The following is a 15,016-nucleotide window of genomic DNA, read 5'->3' as shown; positions in this document are numbered from 1 at the left end:
TCCATCGCCGATGGACTGCAACCTGGGCGCGGTCGATCGCGAGGAGGCCGGGGCGATCACGGTCGAGGCGGCGCGAGCGCAGGCGCTGGCGCGCAGGACCGACGCCCACGATCAGGGCGCTGCTCCGCAGCCCACCGCAGGAGGCCTTCATGGCGATTGATTGGCAGCGCACCGTTGCCCTCGCCCGCCTGGACCTCGCCGAGGTCACGCGCTCGCGCTGGCTCTACTTCTGCGGCGGCCTCTACGCGGTGATGGCCGCGCTCTTCGTCCTGATCGGTCTGCGCGAGTCCACCGTGCTCGGCTTCACCGGCATGGGCCGCGTGCTGCTCTCGCTCACCCATGCCCTCGTGCTGCTGCTGCCCTTGCTCGCGCTCACGGCCACGGGCCAGGTCGTCAATCGGGCCCAGGATGACGGCACGCTCGAGCTGCTCTTCAGCCACCCGCTTTCGCGCAGCGAGTACTTCGCCGGCATCACCGGCGTGCGCTATGCGTTGCTCCTGCTGCCGCTGGTCGCGCTGATGGTCCTCGTCGCGCTGCTCGGGCGCGCCCTGTTCGGCAGCGCCGTCCCTTGGTCCTTCCTGGTCAGGAGCCTCGCCGCCTGCGCGGGGCTGCTCTGGGCCTACACCGGGCTGGGCCTGGCGGTCTCGGTCCTGGTGCGCAATCAGGCGAAGGCCGTGATGCTGCTCCTGGCGCTTTGGGTGACGGGCGTCGTCCTGCTCGACTTCGCGCTCATCGGACTCATGCTCCAGTGGCGGTTGAACGCGCCGACCGTTTTCGTCCTTGCGGCGCTGAATCCCGTCGAAGCCGCGCGCCTGGCGCTGCTGTCCGCGGCGGAGCCCTCGCTGTCGACTCTCGGGCCCGTCGGCTTCTATCTGGCGAATCGCCTGGGCGCGGGGTGGCTGCTGGTCGCAGGCGTGGGCTGGCCCGTCCTGGTCGGACTGGCTGCCTGGATCGTCGCCAGGGAACGCTTCGTCCGGGAGGATCTGGTCTAGAACGATGCGGGCCGGCCGCCGCCGGCCGCGCTGGGGAGGCTCCATGAAGAGGACTTACAACCAGTTGGTCACGATCGTCGGTCGACCCCTGCGCACGCGAGTGCGCTGGATCCTCCTGCTGCTCATCGTGCCGCTCGGACTGAGCTTCCTCTTTCCGCTCTGGCGGATTCGCATGGAAGCGCCCCAGTACCCGAAGGGCATCTACATCGACATCTACGGCTACAAGCTGGACGGCGGCAACGAGGGGCGCGACGTGAACGAGTTCAACGCCCTCAATCACTACATCGGCATGGAGAAGCTCGAGCGCGCGCGGATTCCCGAACTGGGCTGGATCCCCTTCGCTTTCGGCATTCTGGCGCTGCTCACGCTGCGGGTCGCGGCGCTCGGCAATCTGCGCGACCTCATCGACCTCAGCGTGCTCACCGCCTACGTCACGCTCTTCTTCTTCGCCCGCTACGTGCTCATGCTCTATCAATACGGACACAACCTGGCGCCGACGGCGGCCCTGAAGCTGCCGCCCTTCATGCCGGTCATTCTCGGCACCAAGCAGATCGCCAACTTCACGACCCAGTCCTATCCGCTCCTGGGGACCGCGCTGGCCGGCACCTTCGCGGGGGGGCTCGTGCTGCTGACGGCCTGGCAGGGCCTGCGCGAGTGGCGAAAGCCCGAGGGGTAGGTCGATCGTGGCGGGGAACAACGAGCTCGTCTGGCGGCCCCTCAGCCGGACCATGCGCTATGCCCTGGACATCCTCGCGCATCTCGCCGGCAAGGAAGGCGAATGGGTGCCCGGCGAGCAGATCGCGCGTGAGCTCGCGATCCCCGCGAACTACCTGTCGAAGATCCTGAACCAGCTCCGCAAGGGTGGGTTCGTGGACTCGCAGAAGGGCTGGGGCGGCGGCTTCCGCCTGCGGCCGGAGGCGCTCGAACGCCCGATCCAGGACGTTCTGCGGATCGTCGAGGGAGCGATTCGCCTGGAGGGCGGGGGCTGTCTGCTCGGACTGGCCAGTTGCGACGAGGCGCATCCCTGTTCGCTGCACCCCTACTGGAATCGCATGCGCGAGACCTTCCACGAGATGATGACGAACACCCGTGTGCGCGACCTGCGGCGCTAGATCCCCTCGCGGCCGCCTCCGCCCCCGCCGCTGACACGGCCCGCGGCGGGGGTGTATGCTCTTTCCGACCCGCCCGGAAGGAGTGCTCATGCCCGCGCGCCCTGCCGCCCGCCGCCTCGCCTGCCTCTGCGCCGCGCTGCTCCTGGGCGCCGCGCCGCCCGCGCTCGCCCCCGCGCTCGCCACCGACTGGAGCAACCAGGGCGGCAATGCCGCGCGCAACGGGCTGACCAGCGAGCTGGGCCCGGCCACGGCGGATCTCCTCTGGTCCGGCGGCCGCAGCTCGCTCATCGCCTGGCATCCGGTGACCGAGGGCAACCGCGTCTTCATGGTGCGCCAGGCGCGCTGGCCCTACGAGCAGCCGAACGACGCCTACGTCGTCGCCATGGACCTGACGACCGGCGCCGAGCTCTGGGCCGTGGTGCTGCCCTACGTGGCCGGGGACTGGACGCCCTGGATCGCCGGCGTGCGCGATGGGCGGGTCTACTGCTCGCGCTCGGGCAACGGCGCCAGCGTGTCGGCCCTCTTCTACGCGCTCGACGCCAGCGACGGCCACACGCTCTGGGTGAGCGACGAGCTGCAGGACGCCGGGCCCTACGATGGCGTCGTTTTCGCCGACAACGGCGACCCGCTGGTAGCGAGCTTCCAGGACATCTGGCGCTTCGACGCGGTGGACGGCCACACGGTCTGGCACTCGCCGCGCGTGGGCTCGGTCTCGGGCTCCTGCGGCGGCGCGCGCTACGGCGACGGCCTCTACGTGCTCGATGTCGTGGGCGGCGGCCACGCGCTCAAGAAGTTCTCCGTCGCGACCGGCGCCTTCCTCTACCAGAGCCCGACGATGCCCGGCTTCCTCTGCCAGGTGACGCCCTGGGTGGCGCCCGACGGCAGCGTGCTCATCAACCGCGCCGAGGCGAGCCCGACCAACGACTACTACTACTCCTGGACCGACACGGGCAGCGGTTTCGCGCTCAAGTGGCAGGTGCGCGGCTTCGGCGGCGCCTTCGCCGAGCACGCCGTGGGCGCCGACGGCTCGGTCTACGCGGTGATCACGGGCAACCGGCTCGCGCGCCTGGACGGGGCGACGGGCGCCGTGCTCGACGACATCCCGCTGCCCAGCGCGCTCAGCAACGCGCACATGGCCATCGACGGCGCGGGCCGGCTGTTCTTCTCCAACAGCGGCTTCGCGACGGGGCACGTCTACGTCTACAGCGCCGACCTCGCGACACTGCACTGGGACGTCGCGGTGCCGAACATCAACATCGGCGGGCCCTCGATCGGGCAGGGCGGCACGCTGGTGCTCTGCGGCGTGGGGACGAACCTGCGCGCCTACCGCGGGGAGGACCCGACGGCGGTGGAGCCCGCAGCCCTCGCGGAGGCGCTTGTCAGCGCGAGTCCGAATCCCTTCCAGGGCGCAACGCGCCTGGGCTTCGCGCTGCCGGCGGCGGGCCGGGCACGCCTCGCCGTCTTCGACTGCAACGGCCGCCACCTGCGCACCCTGCTCGACGGCGAGGCGCCGGCCGGCGCGCAGAGTGCCATCTGGGACGGCCGCGACGCGGCGGGCCGCCCCCTGCCGGCGGGGGTCTACTTCTTCCGGCTCGAACAGGGCGGCGCGAGCTGGAGCGGCCGGGCGGTGCTGGCGCGCTAGGGCCGCCGGAGCCCCTCGAAACACGGCCGGGCGAGAGCCGTAGGCCCCGCGTTCCATCCCACCCTACCCGAGGAGTGACCATGCGACGCTGGCACGGCCTGATCCTGCTCGCGCTCGCCGCCCTGATCCTGGGCGCGACGGCGGGCTCGAAGATGAAAGACTGGGGCGAGGACCACATGCGCGTGGACGGCGTGCGCCTGGAGCACAGCCGCCTCGTGGAGCTGGAGGGCGCGCCCGGCGGCGAGTTCGAGCTGGAGGTCGGCCTCGGCGACATCGAGGTGCGGGGCGTCAGTGGCGACCGCGCCCGGCTGCGCCTGAAGATCCCCGAGGCCGAGCCGAACGACATCACCGTCAAGCTCGAGGACGGCCGCCTGCGCCTCGCGAGCGCCTCGGACAATCCCGGCGCGATCGGCGACGCCTGGCTCGAGCTGCCCGCCGGCTGCGCGCTGGAGCTGACGACGGGCTATGGCGACATCGACATCATCGGCATGAAGGGCGGCCGCCGGATCATCGCCGAGACGGGTCTCGGCGAGGTCACGCTCGAGGACGTGGGCGGCATCCACGAGATCGAGGTTTCCACCGGCAAGGGCGACATCCGCGTCGGGCCGCTCGCGGCCATCGAGCTGGCCGCCCTCAAGACCGGCATGGGCGACATCCAGGTGCGCGACGCCGAGGTGGAGGAGCTGGAGGTCGGCACCGGCATGGGCGGCATCGACTTCCTCGACTGCCGCTTCGGCCTGGTCAGCGGCGGCACGGGCCTGGGCAAGGTGCGCTTCAAGCACACGGAGTACGAGCGCTCGGATGTCGGTTCCGGCTGGGGCGGCGTCCAGGGCGACTAGTCGCGCCAGAATTCCCGCGCTCCGGCGCCCCGCCCTGCGCTAGAATGGACGGGGCGCCCGGCCCGCGACCGCTGCCGGGCGCGGGGAGGCCTCCGGGCGATGACCAAGCGCAAGCACAACCCCCGGCTCCGTCCCCGCACCATCTGGCTCCTGGTGCTGGGCTACTTCGTCCTCGGCGCGATCGTGGGCGTTCTCTTCCTGCAGCAGCTCACCGCGGGCGCCGAGCGCCCGGCCAGCGGCGAGCCGAGCATCCAGAACGCCTGGGGGCTCTACCCGGTGGTGGTGATGCTCTGGCCGATCTTTCTCGTCATCTGGCTCGTGCGGGCCCTGCGCTGAGCGGCGCGCGCCTCGCGGCCCTGCTCGGCGCGCCGCCGGCCGATTGGCGCGGGCGCCTGATCGCCGTGCTCGGCAGCGGGGGCAAGACGAGCCTGCTCGCCCAGCTCGCCCGCGAGCTGGCCCGCGCGCACCCACGCGTGCTCGTGAGCACGAGCACGAAGGTCTATCCCTTTCCCGGCCTGCCGCTCGTCGAGGATCCGCGCGCCCTGCCCGCGGCCTTCGCCGAGGCGCGCGCCGTGTTCCTCGGCCGCCAGCTCGCCGCGCCCGGCGAGACGGCCAAGCTCGCGGGCCTGCCCGCGCTCGCTGCCGCCGCGCTGCGCGGGCTGGCCGATGTCGTCCTCCTCGAGAGCGACGGCGCGCGCGGGCGACCGCTCAAGGTGCACCTGCCGCAGGATCCCGCCGTGCCCGAGGAAGCGGACCTCGCGTTGCTCGTGGTGGGCGCGGCCGCGCTCGCCGCGCCCGCGAGCGAGGCGACCGTGCATCGCCTGGAGCGCGCACCGGCCGCCTGGGAGCTGCGCGCGGGCGAGCGGCCGACACCGCGCCGCGTCGCGCGCGCGTTGCTCGCGCCGGAGGGCTACCTCGGCAAGACGGGCGCCGTGCCCGTGCGCATCCTGATCAACCAGGCCGAGGCCTGGCCCGCCGAGGCGGCCGCGCTGGCCGCCGCGCTCGGCGCCGTCTGGCCGGGCGCGATCCTGACGGGCAGCGCGCAGCGCGGCGAGTTCTCGCTCACCCCCGGGGGCGAGCTGCCGGTGGCGGTGATCCTCGCAGCCGCCGGCCGCGGCGAGCGCTTCGGCGCCGACAAGCGGCGCTTCTTGCTCAAGGGCGCGCCGCTGCTCCACTGGGCGCTGGGCGCCTATGCCGGCCTGCCGCTGCTCCAGCGCATCCTCGTGCTCGGTCCGGATGACGAAGCGCTGGCCGCCGAGGCGCGCGCGCGCGGCTGGCAGGTGGCCCTCAACCCGGATCCCGCGGCCGGGCTCTCGGCGAGCTGGCGCGCGGGGCTTGGCGCGCTCAAGCGCGACGCCGCGGGCGTGCTGCTCGCCCTGGCCGACATGCCGGCCATTCGCCGCGAGACCCTCGCCGCGCTCCTCGCGGCCGCCCGTGCCGCGCCTGCGCGGGCTCTGCGGCCCCTTCACGGCGGCCGGCCCGGGCATCCCTACTACCTCCCGCGCAAGGACTTTCCCGCGCTGCTCGCCGCGCGGGGCGAGCGCGTGGCCGCCGCGCTGCCGGAGCCTTTTCCCTTGGACTCGGCCGACCCGGGCGTCATACTCGACCTCGATCGCCCCGATCAGGCCGGCGCGCTGAGCGCCCTGCTTCCCCAGGAGCCCGAGTTCCATGCGGTTTAGGCGCAGTCCCGTCCTCATCCGCGGCGCCGGCGAGCACGCCAGCGCCATCGCCTGGCACCTGCAGCGCGCGGGCTTTCCCGTGGTGATGACCGAGCTGCCCGAGCCGCTGGCGATCCGCCGCGAGGTGGCCTTCTCGCGGGCGCTGAGGAGCGGCGCCTGGACGGTCGAGGGCGTCACGGCGCGCCTGTGCTGCAAGCCCCTGCGCCTGGACCACCAGGGCGCGCCCGGCGACCTGCCCCCGCCGGCCGTGACGGCCCGCAGCCTGCGCGCCGTGCGCGCGGCCTGGCGGGCGGGCGAGATCGCGCTCGTCATCGACCACGGGCTCGCGATGCTCGACCTGCTGCCCGTCTTCGCCATCGTCGACGCGCGCATGCAGAAGACGGCGACGGAGGCGATCCGCGGCCGCGCGCCCTTCACCGTGGCGATCGGGCCGGGCATCCGGGCCGGCGAGCACGTGGACGTGGTCATCGAGACCGAGCGGGGGCACGACCTCGGCCGCATCATCCGCGCGGGCGAGGCCGCGCACGACACGGCCGTGCCGGGCGAGATCGCGGGCGAGAGCGTCAATCGCGTCACCTTCGCGCCGGTGGCCGGCCGCTTCTGGGCCCACGTCGAGATCGGCCAGCTCGTGCAGCGCGGCGACCTGCTCGGCGTCGTCGAGGGCGAGGGCGAGCCGCAGACGGTGGTCACGCGCATCGCCGGCCGCGTGCGCGGCCTGCTCGCCGACGGCGCGGCGATTGGCGCCGGCACGAAGCTGGCGGACGTCGACCCGCGCGGCGAGCGGATCGACCCGGCCACGCTCTCGGACAAGGGCCGCACGATTGCGGCCGGCGTGCTGACCGCGCTGCTCGAGGCCCTGGACGCCCAGGGCAAGCGCTAGGCCCGCCATGGGCGCGGACGCCGCGGATCTCCTCACCCGCCTGCGCGACGAATTGCTCGCCGGCCGGCCGGCCGCCCTGGTCAGCGTGACCGCCTGGCGGGGCTCGGTGCCGCGCAAGGACTACCCGCGCGCGCTCTTCCTTGCCGACGGCCAGCAGCTCGGCACCGTGGGCGGCGGCTGCGTCGATGGCGCGGCGCGCGTGCTGGCGCTGCGCGTTCTGGCCGAGGGCGGTCGCCTAGCCGAAACGCTGGAGCTGGATGGCGAGGACGCCGAAGACGCCAGCCTCGTTTGCGGCGGCGCACTCGGTCTCGAAGCTGAGCGCTTGGCGCCCGGCGCGGCGGCCCTCGCGCGGGTCGAGGCGCTGCTCGCCGATCCGGCGCTGCGGCCACCCGTGCTGTATCTTCTGGGCGGCGGGCACGTGGGCCTCGCCCTCGCCCGCTTCGCGGACGCGCTCGGCTGGCGGGTCTTCGTGCACGACGACCGGCCCGAGTTCGTCGACGCCCAGCGCTTTCCCTTCGCCGCGGCGCGCCTGGGCGGGCCGCTGGCAAGCCTGAGCGCGTGGCCGCCGCCCACGGCGGCAGATGCGATCGCGATTGCGACGCGCGGGCACCATCTGGACCTGGCCGCGCTGCGCTGGGCGATCGCGCAGCCGGCCGGCTATCTGGGGCTGCTGGGCAGCGCGCGCAAGCGGGCGCTGCTCGAGCGCAGGCTCAGCGAGGAGGGCGTGTCGGCGGCGGCCTGCGCGCGCCTGCACTGCCCGATCGGCCTCGCGATCGGCGCCGAGAGTCCCGAGGAGATCGCCCTCGCCGCCGCCGCCGAGTTGACGGCCTTTCGCCGCGGCGCCCTGCCGCTCGCGGCCGCATCGATTGCCGAGCGCAAGGAGTGAGCATGTTCGATCTGGTGATTCGTTCGGGCCGCGTCGTCACTCCCTCCGGCGTGGTCGTGGGCGACGTCGGCGTCAGCGGCGGCCGCATCGCGGCCATCGGCCAGGGCATCGACCCCGGCGAGCAAGAGGTGGACGCGACGGGCCGCGTCATCTTCCCCGGCATCGTCGACGCCCACGTGCACCTGGGCATTCCGGTGCTGGACATGGTCTCCGCGGACGACATCGAGAGCGGCACGCGCGCGGCGGCCTTCGGCGGCGTGACGACGGTGATCGACTTCTCCGTGCAAGAGCCGGGCGAGGGCCTGCTCGCCAGCGTCGAGCGGCGGCGGTCGGCGATCGCGGGGCGGGCGCTGGTGGACGTCGCCCTGCACGCCAACCTCACCGACTACAGCCCGGCGAACCTGGCGGAGATTCCGGCGCTCTTCGCGAGCGGCGTGTCGAGCGTCAAGATCTTCACGGCCTACGGCGCGCGCGGCATGCAGCTCGCGGACCCGGCGATCGTGCGCGTCGCCGAGGCCGTCGGCGAGGCGGGCGGCCTCTTGATGGTGCACGCCGAGAACGGCGACGCCATCGACTTCCTCGTCGAGCGGGCGCGGGCGCGCGGCGAGACCGCAGCGCCCATGCACGAGAAGTGCCGGCCCGACCTCGTCGAGGCGGAGGCGATCCAGCGCGTGGCGACGCTCGCGCGCCTGGCCGGCTGCCCGCTCTACGTGGTGCACCTCAGCTCGCTGCGCGGGCTGGAGGTGATCCGCCGCGCGCGGGCCGAGGGCTGGCGCATCCACGCCGAGACCTGCCCGCAGTACCTGATCCTGGACCGCCGGCGCTACGAGGGCGAGGGGGGTCATCGCTACATCGCGAGTCCGCCGCTGCGCCGCACGGCCGACCGTCAGGCGCTGACCGCCGCGGTGACGGGCGGCGAGATCGAGGTGGTCTCGACGGACCACTGCCCCTTCCGGCTGGCGCAGAAGGACGTCGCGCCCGGCGACTTCAGCCGCACGCCGGGCGGCCTACCGGGCGTCGAGACGCTCTTCTCGCTGATGTTCGGCCACCTCGTGCCGCTGGGCGACGGCGGCCTGACGCCGCGCTCGAACGCTTCGCTGATCCTGCTCGCGCGCGTGCTGGCGGAGAACCCGGCGCGGCTCTTCGGCCTCGCGCCGACGAAGGGTGCGCTGCGCGAGGGCGCCGACGCCGACTTCTTCATCTTCGATCCCAACCCGATCCGCTTCATCCGCAACGTGGACCTGCACGGCGCCGCCGACTGGAGCCCCTACGAGGGCATGGAAGTGCGCGGCGAGATCCGCGCGGTCTACCTGCGCGGGCAGCGGCTGGTCGACGGCGGGCAGCTCTACGGCGCGCCGGGCTGCGGGCGCTTCATGCCGGGGCGGCTGACGCCGGCGGGGGAGTAAGGCGAGAGCCGCGAACTTGAAATCACAGCCTGTGGTCTCAAGTTCACCAGCGTGTCTCGCCGCTCACAGGCAACTAGCCGGCGTTCGGCAATGCCGCTGCCGGCAGTGCGACGGCAAGCCCTACGCCGCGTTCGTGCAGCAGGCGGTGGCAGGCTGCCTGCGCGGCCACCGCCGGCGCCGGGGGGCGCCCGTCCGGCAGGCGCGCCGCGCCGCACTCCTCGCAGCGGTAGACCACGACCTGGTAGGGCGGGGCGGAGTTGCCACGTGGCAACTCGCCGCCAGATTCGTCCATGGCGCTGGGCTCGGAGACTTCGAGGCTGGCAAGGAGGGCGTCCAGGCCGGCGAGCAGAAGCTCCTCCCGCGTCTGGTGCCGGGCAGTTGCGGCGCCAGCCTTGCGGATCTTCTCCAGCATCGACTGCAAGCGCGCAAGGTCGAGCGGTCGGAGGCGCAAGGTCAGCGTCACCTCTGCCTCCGCAACCAGCGCAGCGGGCAGAGTAGCGCTTGCTGTCCGCTCTGGATCGCCTCCGGTCTGCGCGCGACTGCCGAGCTCCGCGCCAGCGGCCGCCGGCAACGGGCTCCCGAGCAGGCTCCCCTGTCCGCTGGCTTCCGCCAAGAGTGCCCGCGTGCTCACGCGCGCCTCTTTGACGCGCGCCTCGAGCGTGCGGCTGTTCAGTTGCTGCGCCTGTTCGATCCACTGACGCTCGGTGTGCTCGGTAGCCACCTTCACCACTTCGCGAGCCTTCGTCCAGGGCAGCTCGCCGCGCGTCAGGGACTCCCGCAGCCGCGGCAGGTGCTCCAAGCTCTCGGCCAGATGGATGAACTGAAAGGTCTTGTTGCGGGAGAAGCCGAGCACGGCTTCGGCGTAGGCATGAATGCTGGCGTAGCCGCAGTCGCGGTAGAGGCGCCGGCGCATCAGCTCGCCGAACCAGAGCACGGCGCTGCGCGCGGCCGCCGACCTAGCGCCGCCAGAAGCTCGGCCGCAGCACGACGAGCACGGTGAAGATCTCCAGGCGGCCGAGCAGCATGCAGAGGATCAGCACCCACTTGCCCGCGGCGGGGATCCAGGCGTAGTGCTGCGTGGCGCCGACACCGGCCAGGCCGGGGCCGACGTTGCCGATGCAGGCGGCCACGCTGGTGACGGCCGTCACCAGATCGGGCACGAAAGCGCTCATCAAGAGCGAGCAGACCACGAAGAGCCCCACGAAGAGCACGAAGAAGGCGACGATGTTCGCCACCATCGGCTCCTGCAAGGGCGCGCGCCGCACCTTGAGCGGCGAGACCAGGCGCGGGCGCACCACCTTCTTCAGTTCGCGCCAGGACGCCTTCAGCGTCACCAGCACGCGGATCATCTTCATGCCGCCGCCGGTGGAGCCCGCGCAGCCGCCCCAGAACATGAGCACCACCAGCAGCAAGCCGATCGCTGGCGGCCACAGGTCGAAGTCCGCCGTGCAGAAGCCGGTCGTGGTGAGCACCGACACCACCTGGAAGGCGGCGTAGCGCAGGGCGGCAGCCGGGCCGTCCAGCTTCGCGGCTTCGCGCTCGTAGTGCGCGGCGAAGGCCGCCGGCTCCCGCGGCGCGGCCTGGAAGCTCGCCGCGGCGTGCTGCGGGCTCTGCAAGCCGCCGAGCCAGAGCGCGACCGTGGTCGCCAGGACGGCCAGCGCCGCGGTGCCGAAGTAGAAGTGGAACTCGCGGTCCTCGCGCAGGGCGCGCCAGTCGCGGCGGAAGAGCAGGCGATAGTGGAGGACGAAGTTCATCCCCGCGAGGAACATGAAGAGCACGATCACCCAGTCGATGTAGGCGCTGCCGTAGGCGCCGATCGAGGCGTTGCGCGTCGAGAAGCCGCCGGTGGCCATCGTCGCGAAGGCGTGGCAGAGCGCGTCGAGCAGGTTCATGCCGCCGAGCATCAGCAGGCCGGTCTGCACGCCCGTGAGCAGGGCGTAGACGCCCCAGAGGATCGCCGCCGTCTCGCGCAGGCGCGGGCGCAGGCGGTCGGCGCTGGGGCCGGGCACCTCGCCGCGGAACATCTGGTAGCCGCCCACGCCCATGGCGGGGAAGATCGCCAGGGCCAGCGTGATGATGCCCATGCCGCCCAGCCAGTGCGTCAGCGCGCGCCAGAAGAGCAGCCCGCGCGGCAGGGCCTCGACGTCGGGAATGATGGTAGCGCCCGTCGTCGTGAAGCCGCTCATCACCTCGAAGTAGGCGTCGGTGAAGGCGCCGAGGACGGCGACCGGGCCGGGGGCGCCGCGCTGCTCGAGCATCCAGACGAAGAAGGGAATCGCGCCGATCAGGGTCAGGCTCACCCAGCCCAGCGTGACGATGGCGAAGCCCTCGCGCACGCCCGGATCGTAGCGGTGGCGCCGCGTGAGCCACTCGAGCAATGTGCCCGCAACCAGCGAGAAGACGATCGCCGCGGCGAAGGCCAGGCTCTCGCTGCTCTCGAGCGCCGTGCCGCCCGGGCGGGCGAGGTCGTCCCAGACGGAGATGCCCAGCGGCACGAACAGGATGACGGCCAGGATCTGCAGCAGCCGGCCGATGGCGTAGAGCACGGCGCCGCGGTTCACCGCCGCTCCTTGAAGAGCCCCTGGATCGTGGAGACGTGCTTGGGCTTGAGGATCACCACCGCCTCGTCGCCGGCCGCGATCACCGTGCCGCCCTGCGGGATGCTCGCCTTGCCGTCGCGGAAGACGGCGCCGACGATGGCCTGTCGCTTGTAGGGCGCCCACACCTTGAAGAGCGGGCCGGCCGTGACCTTGCTGCCCTCGCCGGCGCGAATCTCCACCGACTCGAGGTCGAGGTTGCGCAGCTGCAGCTCCACCGACATGCGCCCGCGGGCGATGACGTCCATGATCTCCTGTGCGATCGCCCGCCGCGGGCTGATCACGTGGTTGACGCCGATCTCCCGGAAGAGGCGGTTGCTCGTGGGCTCGAGCGAGATCGCGGCCACTTCGTCGCAGCCCTCCGAGCGCGCGAGCAGCGCGCTCATCACGTTGCGCGTGGTGTCGTTGCCGACGCCGGCGAAGAAGTCGGCGCGACTGACGTTGACCTCGCGCAGCACGTCGCGCTCGGTGGGATCGCCCTGGATCACGTCCACGCCCTCCAGGCGTCGAGCGGCGCGCATCGCGTGGTCGGGATTCCAGTCGATGAGCGTGACCACCTCCACCCAGCTCGCCAGCTCCTCGCAGAGCTGGATCGCCGTCAGGCCGTCGCCGGTGACGATGGCGCGCTTCACGCGGCGGTCCTCGAGACCGAGCAGCTCGAGGTAGCGGTGCAGGGACTCGCGCGTGAACGCGGTGGTGATGTCGTCGCCAGCGGCGATCACGTCGTCGCCGGCGGGGATCCAGGTCTTGCCCTCGCTCTCGCGGCGCAGCGCAACGGCCAGGAACCGATGGCTGCCGGTGAGGGCGGCGATGTCCAGCAGACGCTTGCCGATGATCGGCATACCGGGAGTCATGATGTGGCGGGCGAGGAGGATCTCGCCCTCGTGGTAGCTGAAGACCTCCACGGCGCCGGGGATGTGGGCGATCTGCGCGATGACGCGCACCATGACGTGCTCGGGGTCGATCACCCGCGTAACGCCGAGGGCCTCCAGGTTGACGCGGCTGCCTTTGGCTCGGAACTCGCCGCTGCTGCGGATGCGCGCCATGCGCGTGGGCACGCCGTACTGGGCGGCCAGACCGCAGGCAAGGATGTTGGCTTCGTCCACCGAACTGACGGCCAGGAGCATCTGCGCGCCTGCGATGCCCGCCTGCTCGAGCGTGCGCGGGCTGGCGCCGCTGCCCTCGACGACGAGGATGTCGAGCTTCTCGGCCAGCTCGGCGCAGCGCTCCGCGCGCGGCTCGACGAGGGCGACGGCGTGGCCGGAGCGCTGGAGGTGCACCGCCAGCTCCGTGCCCACCGTGCCGCCGCCGACGATGACGATCTGCACTCAGTCCCCCCGTGGGTTCGGGCGCCGTTCCGGCCCCGTGCCGGGGCGAGTGTAGGCGGCCGCGTCCCGGGGGGACAACCGGATTCGGGCACTTGCCGGGCGAGCTTCCTGGCTGGACGCCGACCTGGCCGTTCTCTATGGGGTGGAAACCAAGGTGATGATCCAGGCTGTGAAGCGTAACCTCGCACGCTTCCCTGAGGACTTCATGTTCCAACTGGGTCCCGAGGAGTTTGCCAACTTGAGGTCACAGATTGTGACCTCAAGTTGGGGCGGCCGCCGGCATCTTCCCTATGCCTTTACGGAACAAGGGATTGCGATGCTGTCGAGTGTGCTCAGCAGCCCCCAGGCAATCCAGGTCAACATCCAGATCATGCGCAGCTTCGTCCGCCTGCGACGCCTGCTGGCCGGCAACGAGGAACTGGCCCGCAAGCTCAACGCCCTCGAGCAGAAGTACGATGCCCAGTTCAGGGTGGTCTTCGATGCCATCCGCGAGCTGATGGCGCTGCCGTCGCCGCGCAAGGCGAAGCGCATCGGGTTCTCGTCGGGCGAGGAGAAGCCCTAGCAGCGCGCGTTGCGCTGCGGCCCGCCGCGCGGAGTGTACACGTGTACAAAACGAGCCGCGCGCCCGACGGGCGTCGCTCGCCCCCTGAGGTCGCCGGGAGACCCGCCTCGCCGCCCCGCAATTTCCCCTGACTCCCGCGGCCGAATCGGCTACCTTCGGGCCCTACCCCGAGGAGGAGGTTCCCGATGCGTCGCGCTGCCGCCCTGATTGCCGTTCTCACCCTCGCCCTCGCCGGCTGCCGCGAAGGCGCCCAGGACCGCGAGCAGCCCGCCGCCGCCCCCGAGCCCGAGCCTCCGGCCGCGCAGGTCGAGCCGCCCGCGGGCGATCTCGCCGGGCAGGCCATCGCCAAGCTCACCGAGGGCGAGGGCGCGGGCAAGGCCGTGCTCAGCGCGGCGAGCGGCCTGCAGGTGCTCGACCTCCTGGTGGGCACGGGCGCGCAGCCGCAGCCGGGCCAGACCTGCAGCACGCACGCCACGCTCTGGCTGCTGGACGGCACGAAGATCTGGAGCTCGCTGGACGACGGCACGCCCTTCGACTTCACGCTCGCGGGCGGCCAGGTCATCCGCGGCTGGGACGAGGGCGTGGCCGGCATGAAGGCGGGCGGCAAGCGCCGTCTCGCCGTGCCGCCGGATCTCGGCTACGGGGCCAAGGGCCGGCCGCCGGTGCCGCCGGACGCCTGGCTCATCTTCGAGATCGAGCTGCTGGCGGTGAAGTAGCCCATGCCCACGGTGCGCGACGCGCGGGGCCAGGGGCTGCCGGCCGGCGGCTACGCGCGCGTCGTGTCGCTGGTGCCAACGCTCACCGAGAGCATGATGGAGCTCGGCCTCGGCAAGCGGCTGGTCGGGCGCACGCGCTTCTGCGTACACCCGGCCGAGGCGGTGGCGGCGATCTCCACGGTGGGCGGCACGAAGACGCCCGAGCTGGACGCGATCCGCGACCTCGCGCCCGACCTCGTGCTCGCCAGCCGCGAGGAGAACCGCCGCGAGGACATCGAAGCCCTCGAGGACGCGGGGCTGGCCGTGCACCTGATCGACCCGCGCAGCCTGGACGACGTGCAGGGCTTCCTCACCGCGCTGGGCCAGTTGCTCGAAAA

General features: G+C 72.4%; 15 protein-coding genes. 12 read left to right on the top strand and 3 right to left on the bottom strand.

Annotation, left to right across the window (positions count from 1 at the left end; all coding sequences use genetic code 11):
* Positions 1 to 149: 149 nt before the first annotated feature.
* The 9 genes from FJ251_07235 to hydA all read left to right on the top strand — a co-directional run bounded on the left by FJ251_07235 (position 150) and on the right by hydA (position 9,436).
* Positions 150 to 992, top strand: a complete 843-nt coding sequence (locus FJ251_07235; GenBank protein MBM4117528.1) for an ABC transporter permease — start codon at positions 150 to 152, stop codon at positions 990 to 992.
* A gap of 43 nt (positions 993 to 1,035) precedes the next feature.
* Positions 1,036 to 1,668, top strand: coding sequence for a hypothetical protein (locus tag FJ251_07230; GenBank protein ID MBM4117527.1), 633 nt, complete (start codon positions 1,036 to 1,038; stop codon positions 1,666 to 1,668).
* Positions 1,669 to 1,675: 7 nt separating this feature from the next.
* Entirely contained in the window at positions 1,676 to 2,104 is a 429-nt protein-coding gene (locus FJ251_07225; GenBank protein ID MBM4117526.1) for an Rrf2 family transcriptional regulator, read from the top strand.
* Positions 2,105 to 2,192: 88 nt separating this feature from the next.
* Positions 2,193 to 3,746: a hypothetical protein gene (locus FJ251_07220; protein MBM4117525.1), complete on the top strand. Its 1,554-nt coding sequence runs from the start codon at positions 2,193 to 2,195 to the stop codon at positions 3,744 to 3,746.
* A gap of 80 nt (positions 3,747 to 3,826) precedes the next feature.
* Positions 3,827 to 4,585, top strand: coding sequence for a hypothetical protein (locus tag FJ251_07215; GenBank protein ID MBM4117524.1), 759 nt, complete (start codon positions 3,827 to 3,829; stop codon positions 4,583 to 4,585).
* 44 nt (positions 4,586 to 4,629) lie between these two features.
* Positions 4,630 to 6,264: a putative selenium-dependent hydroxylase accessory protein YqeC gene (yqeC, locus tag FJ251_07210; GenBank protein ID MBM4117523.1), complete on the top strand. Its 1,635-nt coding sequence runs from the start codon at positions 4,630 to 4,632 to the stop codon at positions 6,262 to 6,264.
* Complete coding sequence (locus FJ251_07205) at positions 6,254 to 7,144, top strand: NADP-binding protein (GenBank protein ID MBM4117522.1); 891 nt, start codon at positions 6,254 to 6,256, stop codon at positions 7,142 to 7,144. The genes yqeC and FJ251_07205 overlap by 11 nt, the downstream gene beginning before the upstream one ends.
* 7 nt (positions 7,145 to 7,151) lie before the next feature.
* On the top strand, positions 7,152 to 8,030 hold the full coding sequence (locus FJ251_07200) for a hypothetical protein (GenBank protein MBM4117521.1): 879 nt from the start codon (positions 7,152 to 7,154) through the stop codon (positions 8,028 to 8,030).
* Between the two features lie 2 nt (positions 8,031 to 8,032).
* Positions 8,033 to 9,436 carry a dihydropyrimidinase gene (gene hydA / locus FJ251_07195; GenBank protein ID MBM4117520.1) on the top strand — a complete coding sequence of 468 codons (1,404 nt, stop codon included), beginning with the start codon at positions 8,033 to 8,035 and terminating at the stop codon, positions 9,434 to 9,436.
* 73 nt (positions 9,437 to 9,509) lie between these two features.
* Here the strand turns inward: hydA and FJ251_07190 are convergent, their stop codons facing one another.
* The 3 genes from FJ251_07190 to trkA are packed head-to-tail and all read right to left on the bottom strand — an operon-like array spanning position 9,510 to position 13,361.
* On the bottom strand, positions 9,510 to 10,370 hold the full coding sequence (locus FJ251_07190) for a hypothetical protein (protein ID MBM4117519.1): 861 nt from the start codon (positions 10,368 to 10,370) through the stop codon (positions 9,510 to 9,512).
* A gap of 22 nt (positions 10,371 to 10,392) precedes the next feature.
* Entirely contained in the window at positions 10,393 to 11,997 is a 1,605-nt protein-coding gene (locus tag FJ251_07185; GenBank protein MBM4117518.1) for a TrkH family potassium uptake protein, read from the bottom strand.
* Positions 11,994 to 13,361 (bottom strand): Trk system potassium transporter TrkA, encoded by a 1,368-nt coding sequence (gene trkA / locus FJ251_07180; protein ID MBM4117517.1) that lies wholly within the window; start codon positions 13,359 to 13,361, stop codon positions 11,994 to 11,996. The genes FJ251_07185 and trkA overlap by 4 nt, the downstream gene beginning before the upstream one ends.
* Before the next feature lie 82 nt (positions 13,362 to 13,443).
* Between trkA and FJ251_07175 the strand changes: the two genes are divergently transcribed.
* The 3 genes from FJ251_07175 to FJ251_07165 form a co-directional block, all read left to right on the top strand.
* Positions 13,444 to 13,923 (top strand): ORF6N domain-containing protein, encoded by a 480-nt coding sequence (locus FJ251_07175; GenBank protein ID MBM4117516.1) that lies wholly within the window; start codon positions 13,444 to 13,446, stop codon positions 13,921 to 13,923.
* 185 nt (positions 13,924 to 14,108) lie between these two features.
* On the top strand, positions 14,109 to 14,639 hold the full coding sequence (locus FJ251_07170) for an FKBP-type peptidyl-prolyl cis-trans isomerase (protein MBM4117515.1): 531 nt from the start codon (positions 14,109 to 14,111) through the stop codon (positions 14,637 to 14,639).
* A gap of 3 nt (positions 14,640 to 14,642) precedes the next feature.
* On the top strand, positions 14,643 to 15,016 hold a 374-nt coding region (locus tag FJ251_07165; protein MBM4117514.1), incomplete at its 3' end, for a hypothetical protein.

The sequence above is a fragment of the bacterium genome (assembly GCA_016873475.1).
In the GTDB taxonomy this organism is placed as follows: domain Bacteria; phylum Krumholzibacteriota; class Krumholzibacteriia; order JACNKJ01; family JACNKJ01; genus VGXI01.
Note: the sequence above shows the minus strand (reverse complement) of the source record. Positions and strands in the feature narration are given on the sequence as shown.

Excerpts from the sequence above, each read along its gene's own strand:
- FJ251_07235 (MBM4117528.1), top strand. The coding sequence starts at position 150 with ATGGCGATTGATTGGCAGCGCACCGTTGCCCTCGCCCGCCTGGACCTC.
- FJ251_07230 (MBM4117527.1), top strand. The coding sequence starts at position 1,036 with ATGAAGAGGACTTACAACCAGTTGGTCACGATCGTCGGTCGACCCCTG.
- FJ251_07220 (MBM4117525.1), top strand. The coding sequence starts at position 2,193 with ATGCCCGCGCGCCCTGCCGCCCGCCGCCTCGCCTGCCTCTGCGCCGCG.
- FJ251_07215 (MBM4117524.1), top strand. The coding sequence starts at position 3,827 with ATGCGACGCTGGCACGGCCTGATCCTGCTCGCGCTCGCCGCCCTGATC.
- yqeC (MBM4117523.1), top strand. The coding sequence starts at position 4,630 with ATGGACGGGGCGCCCGGCCCGCGACCGCTGCCGGGCGCGGGGAGGCCT.
- FJ251_07205 (MBM4117522.1), top strand. The coding sequence starts at position 6,254 with ATGCGGTTTAGGCGCAGTCCCGTCCTCATCCGCGGCGCCGGCGAGCAC.
- FJ251_07200 (MBM4117521.1), top strand. The coding sequence starts at position 7,152 with ATGGGCGCGGACGCCGCGGATCTCCTCACCCGCCTGCGCGACGAATTG.
- hydA (MBM4117520.1), top strand. The coding sequence starts at position 8,033 with ATGTTCGATCTGGTGATTCGTTCGGGCCGCGTCGTCACTCCCTCCGGC.
- FJ251_07170 (MBM4117515.1), top strand. The coding sequence starts at position 14,109 with ATGCGTCGCGCTGCCGCCCTGATTGCCGTTCTCACCCTCGCCCTCGCC.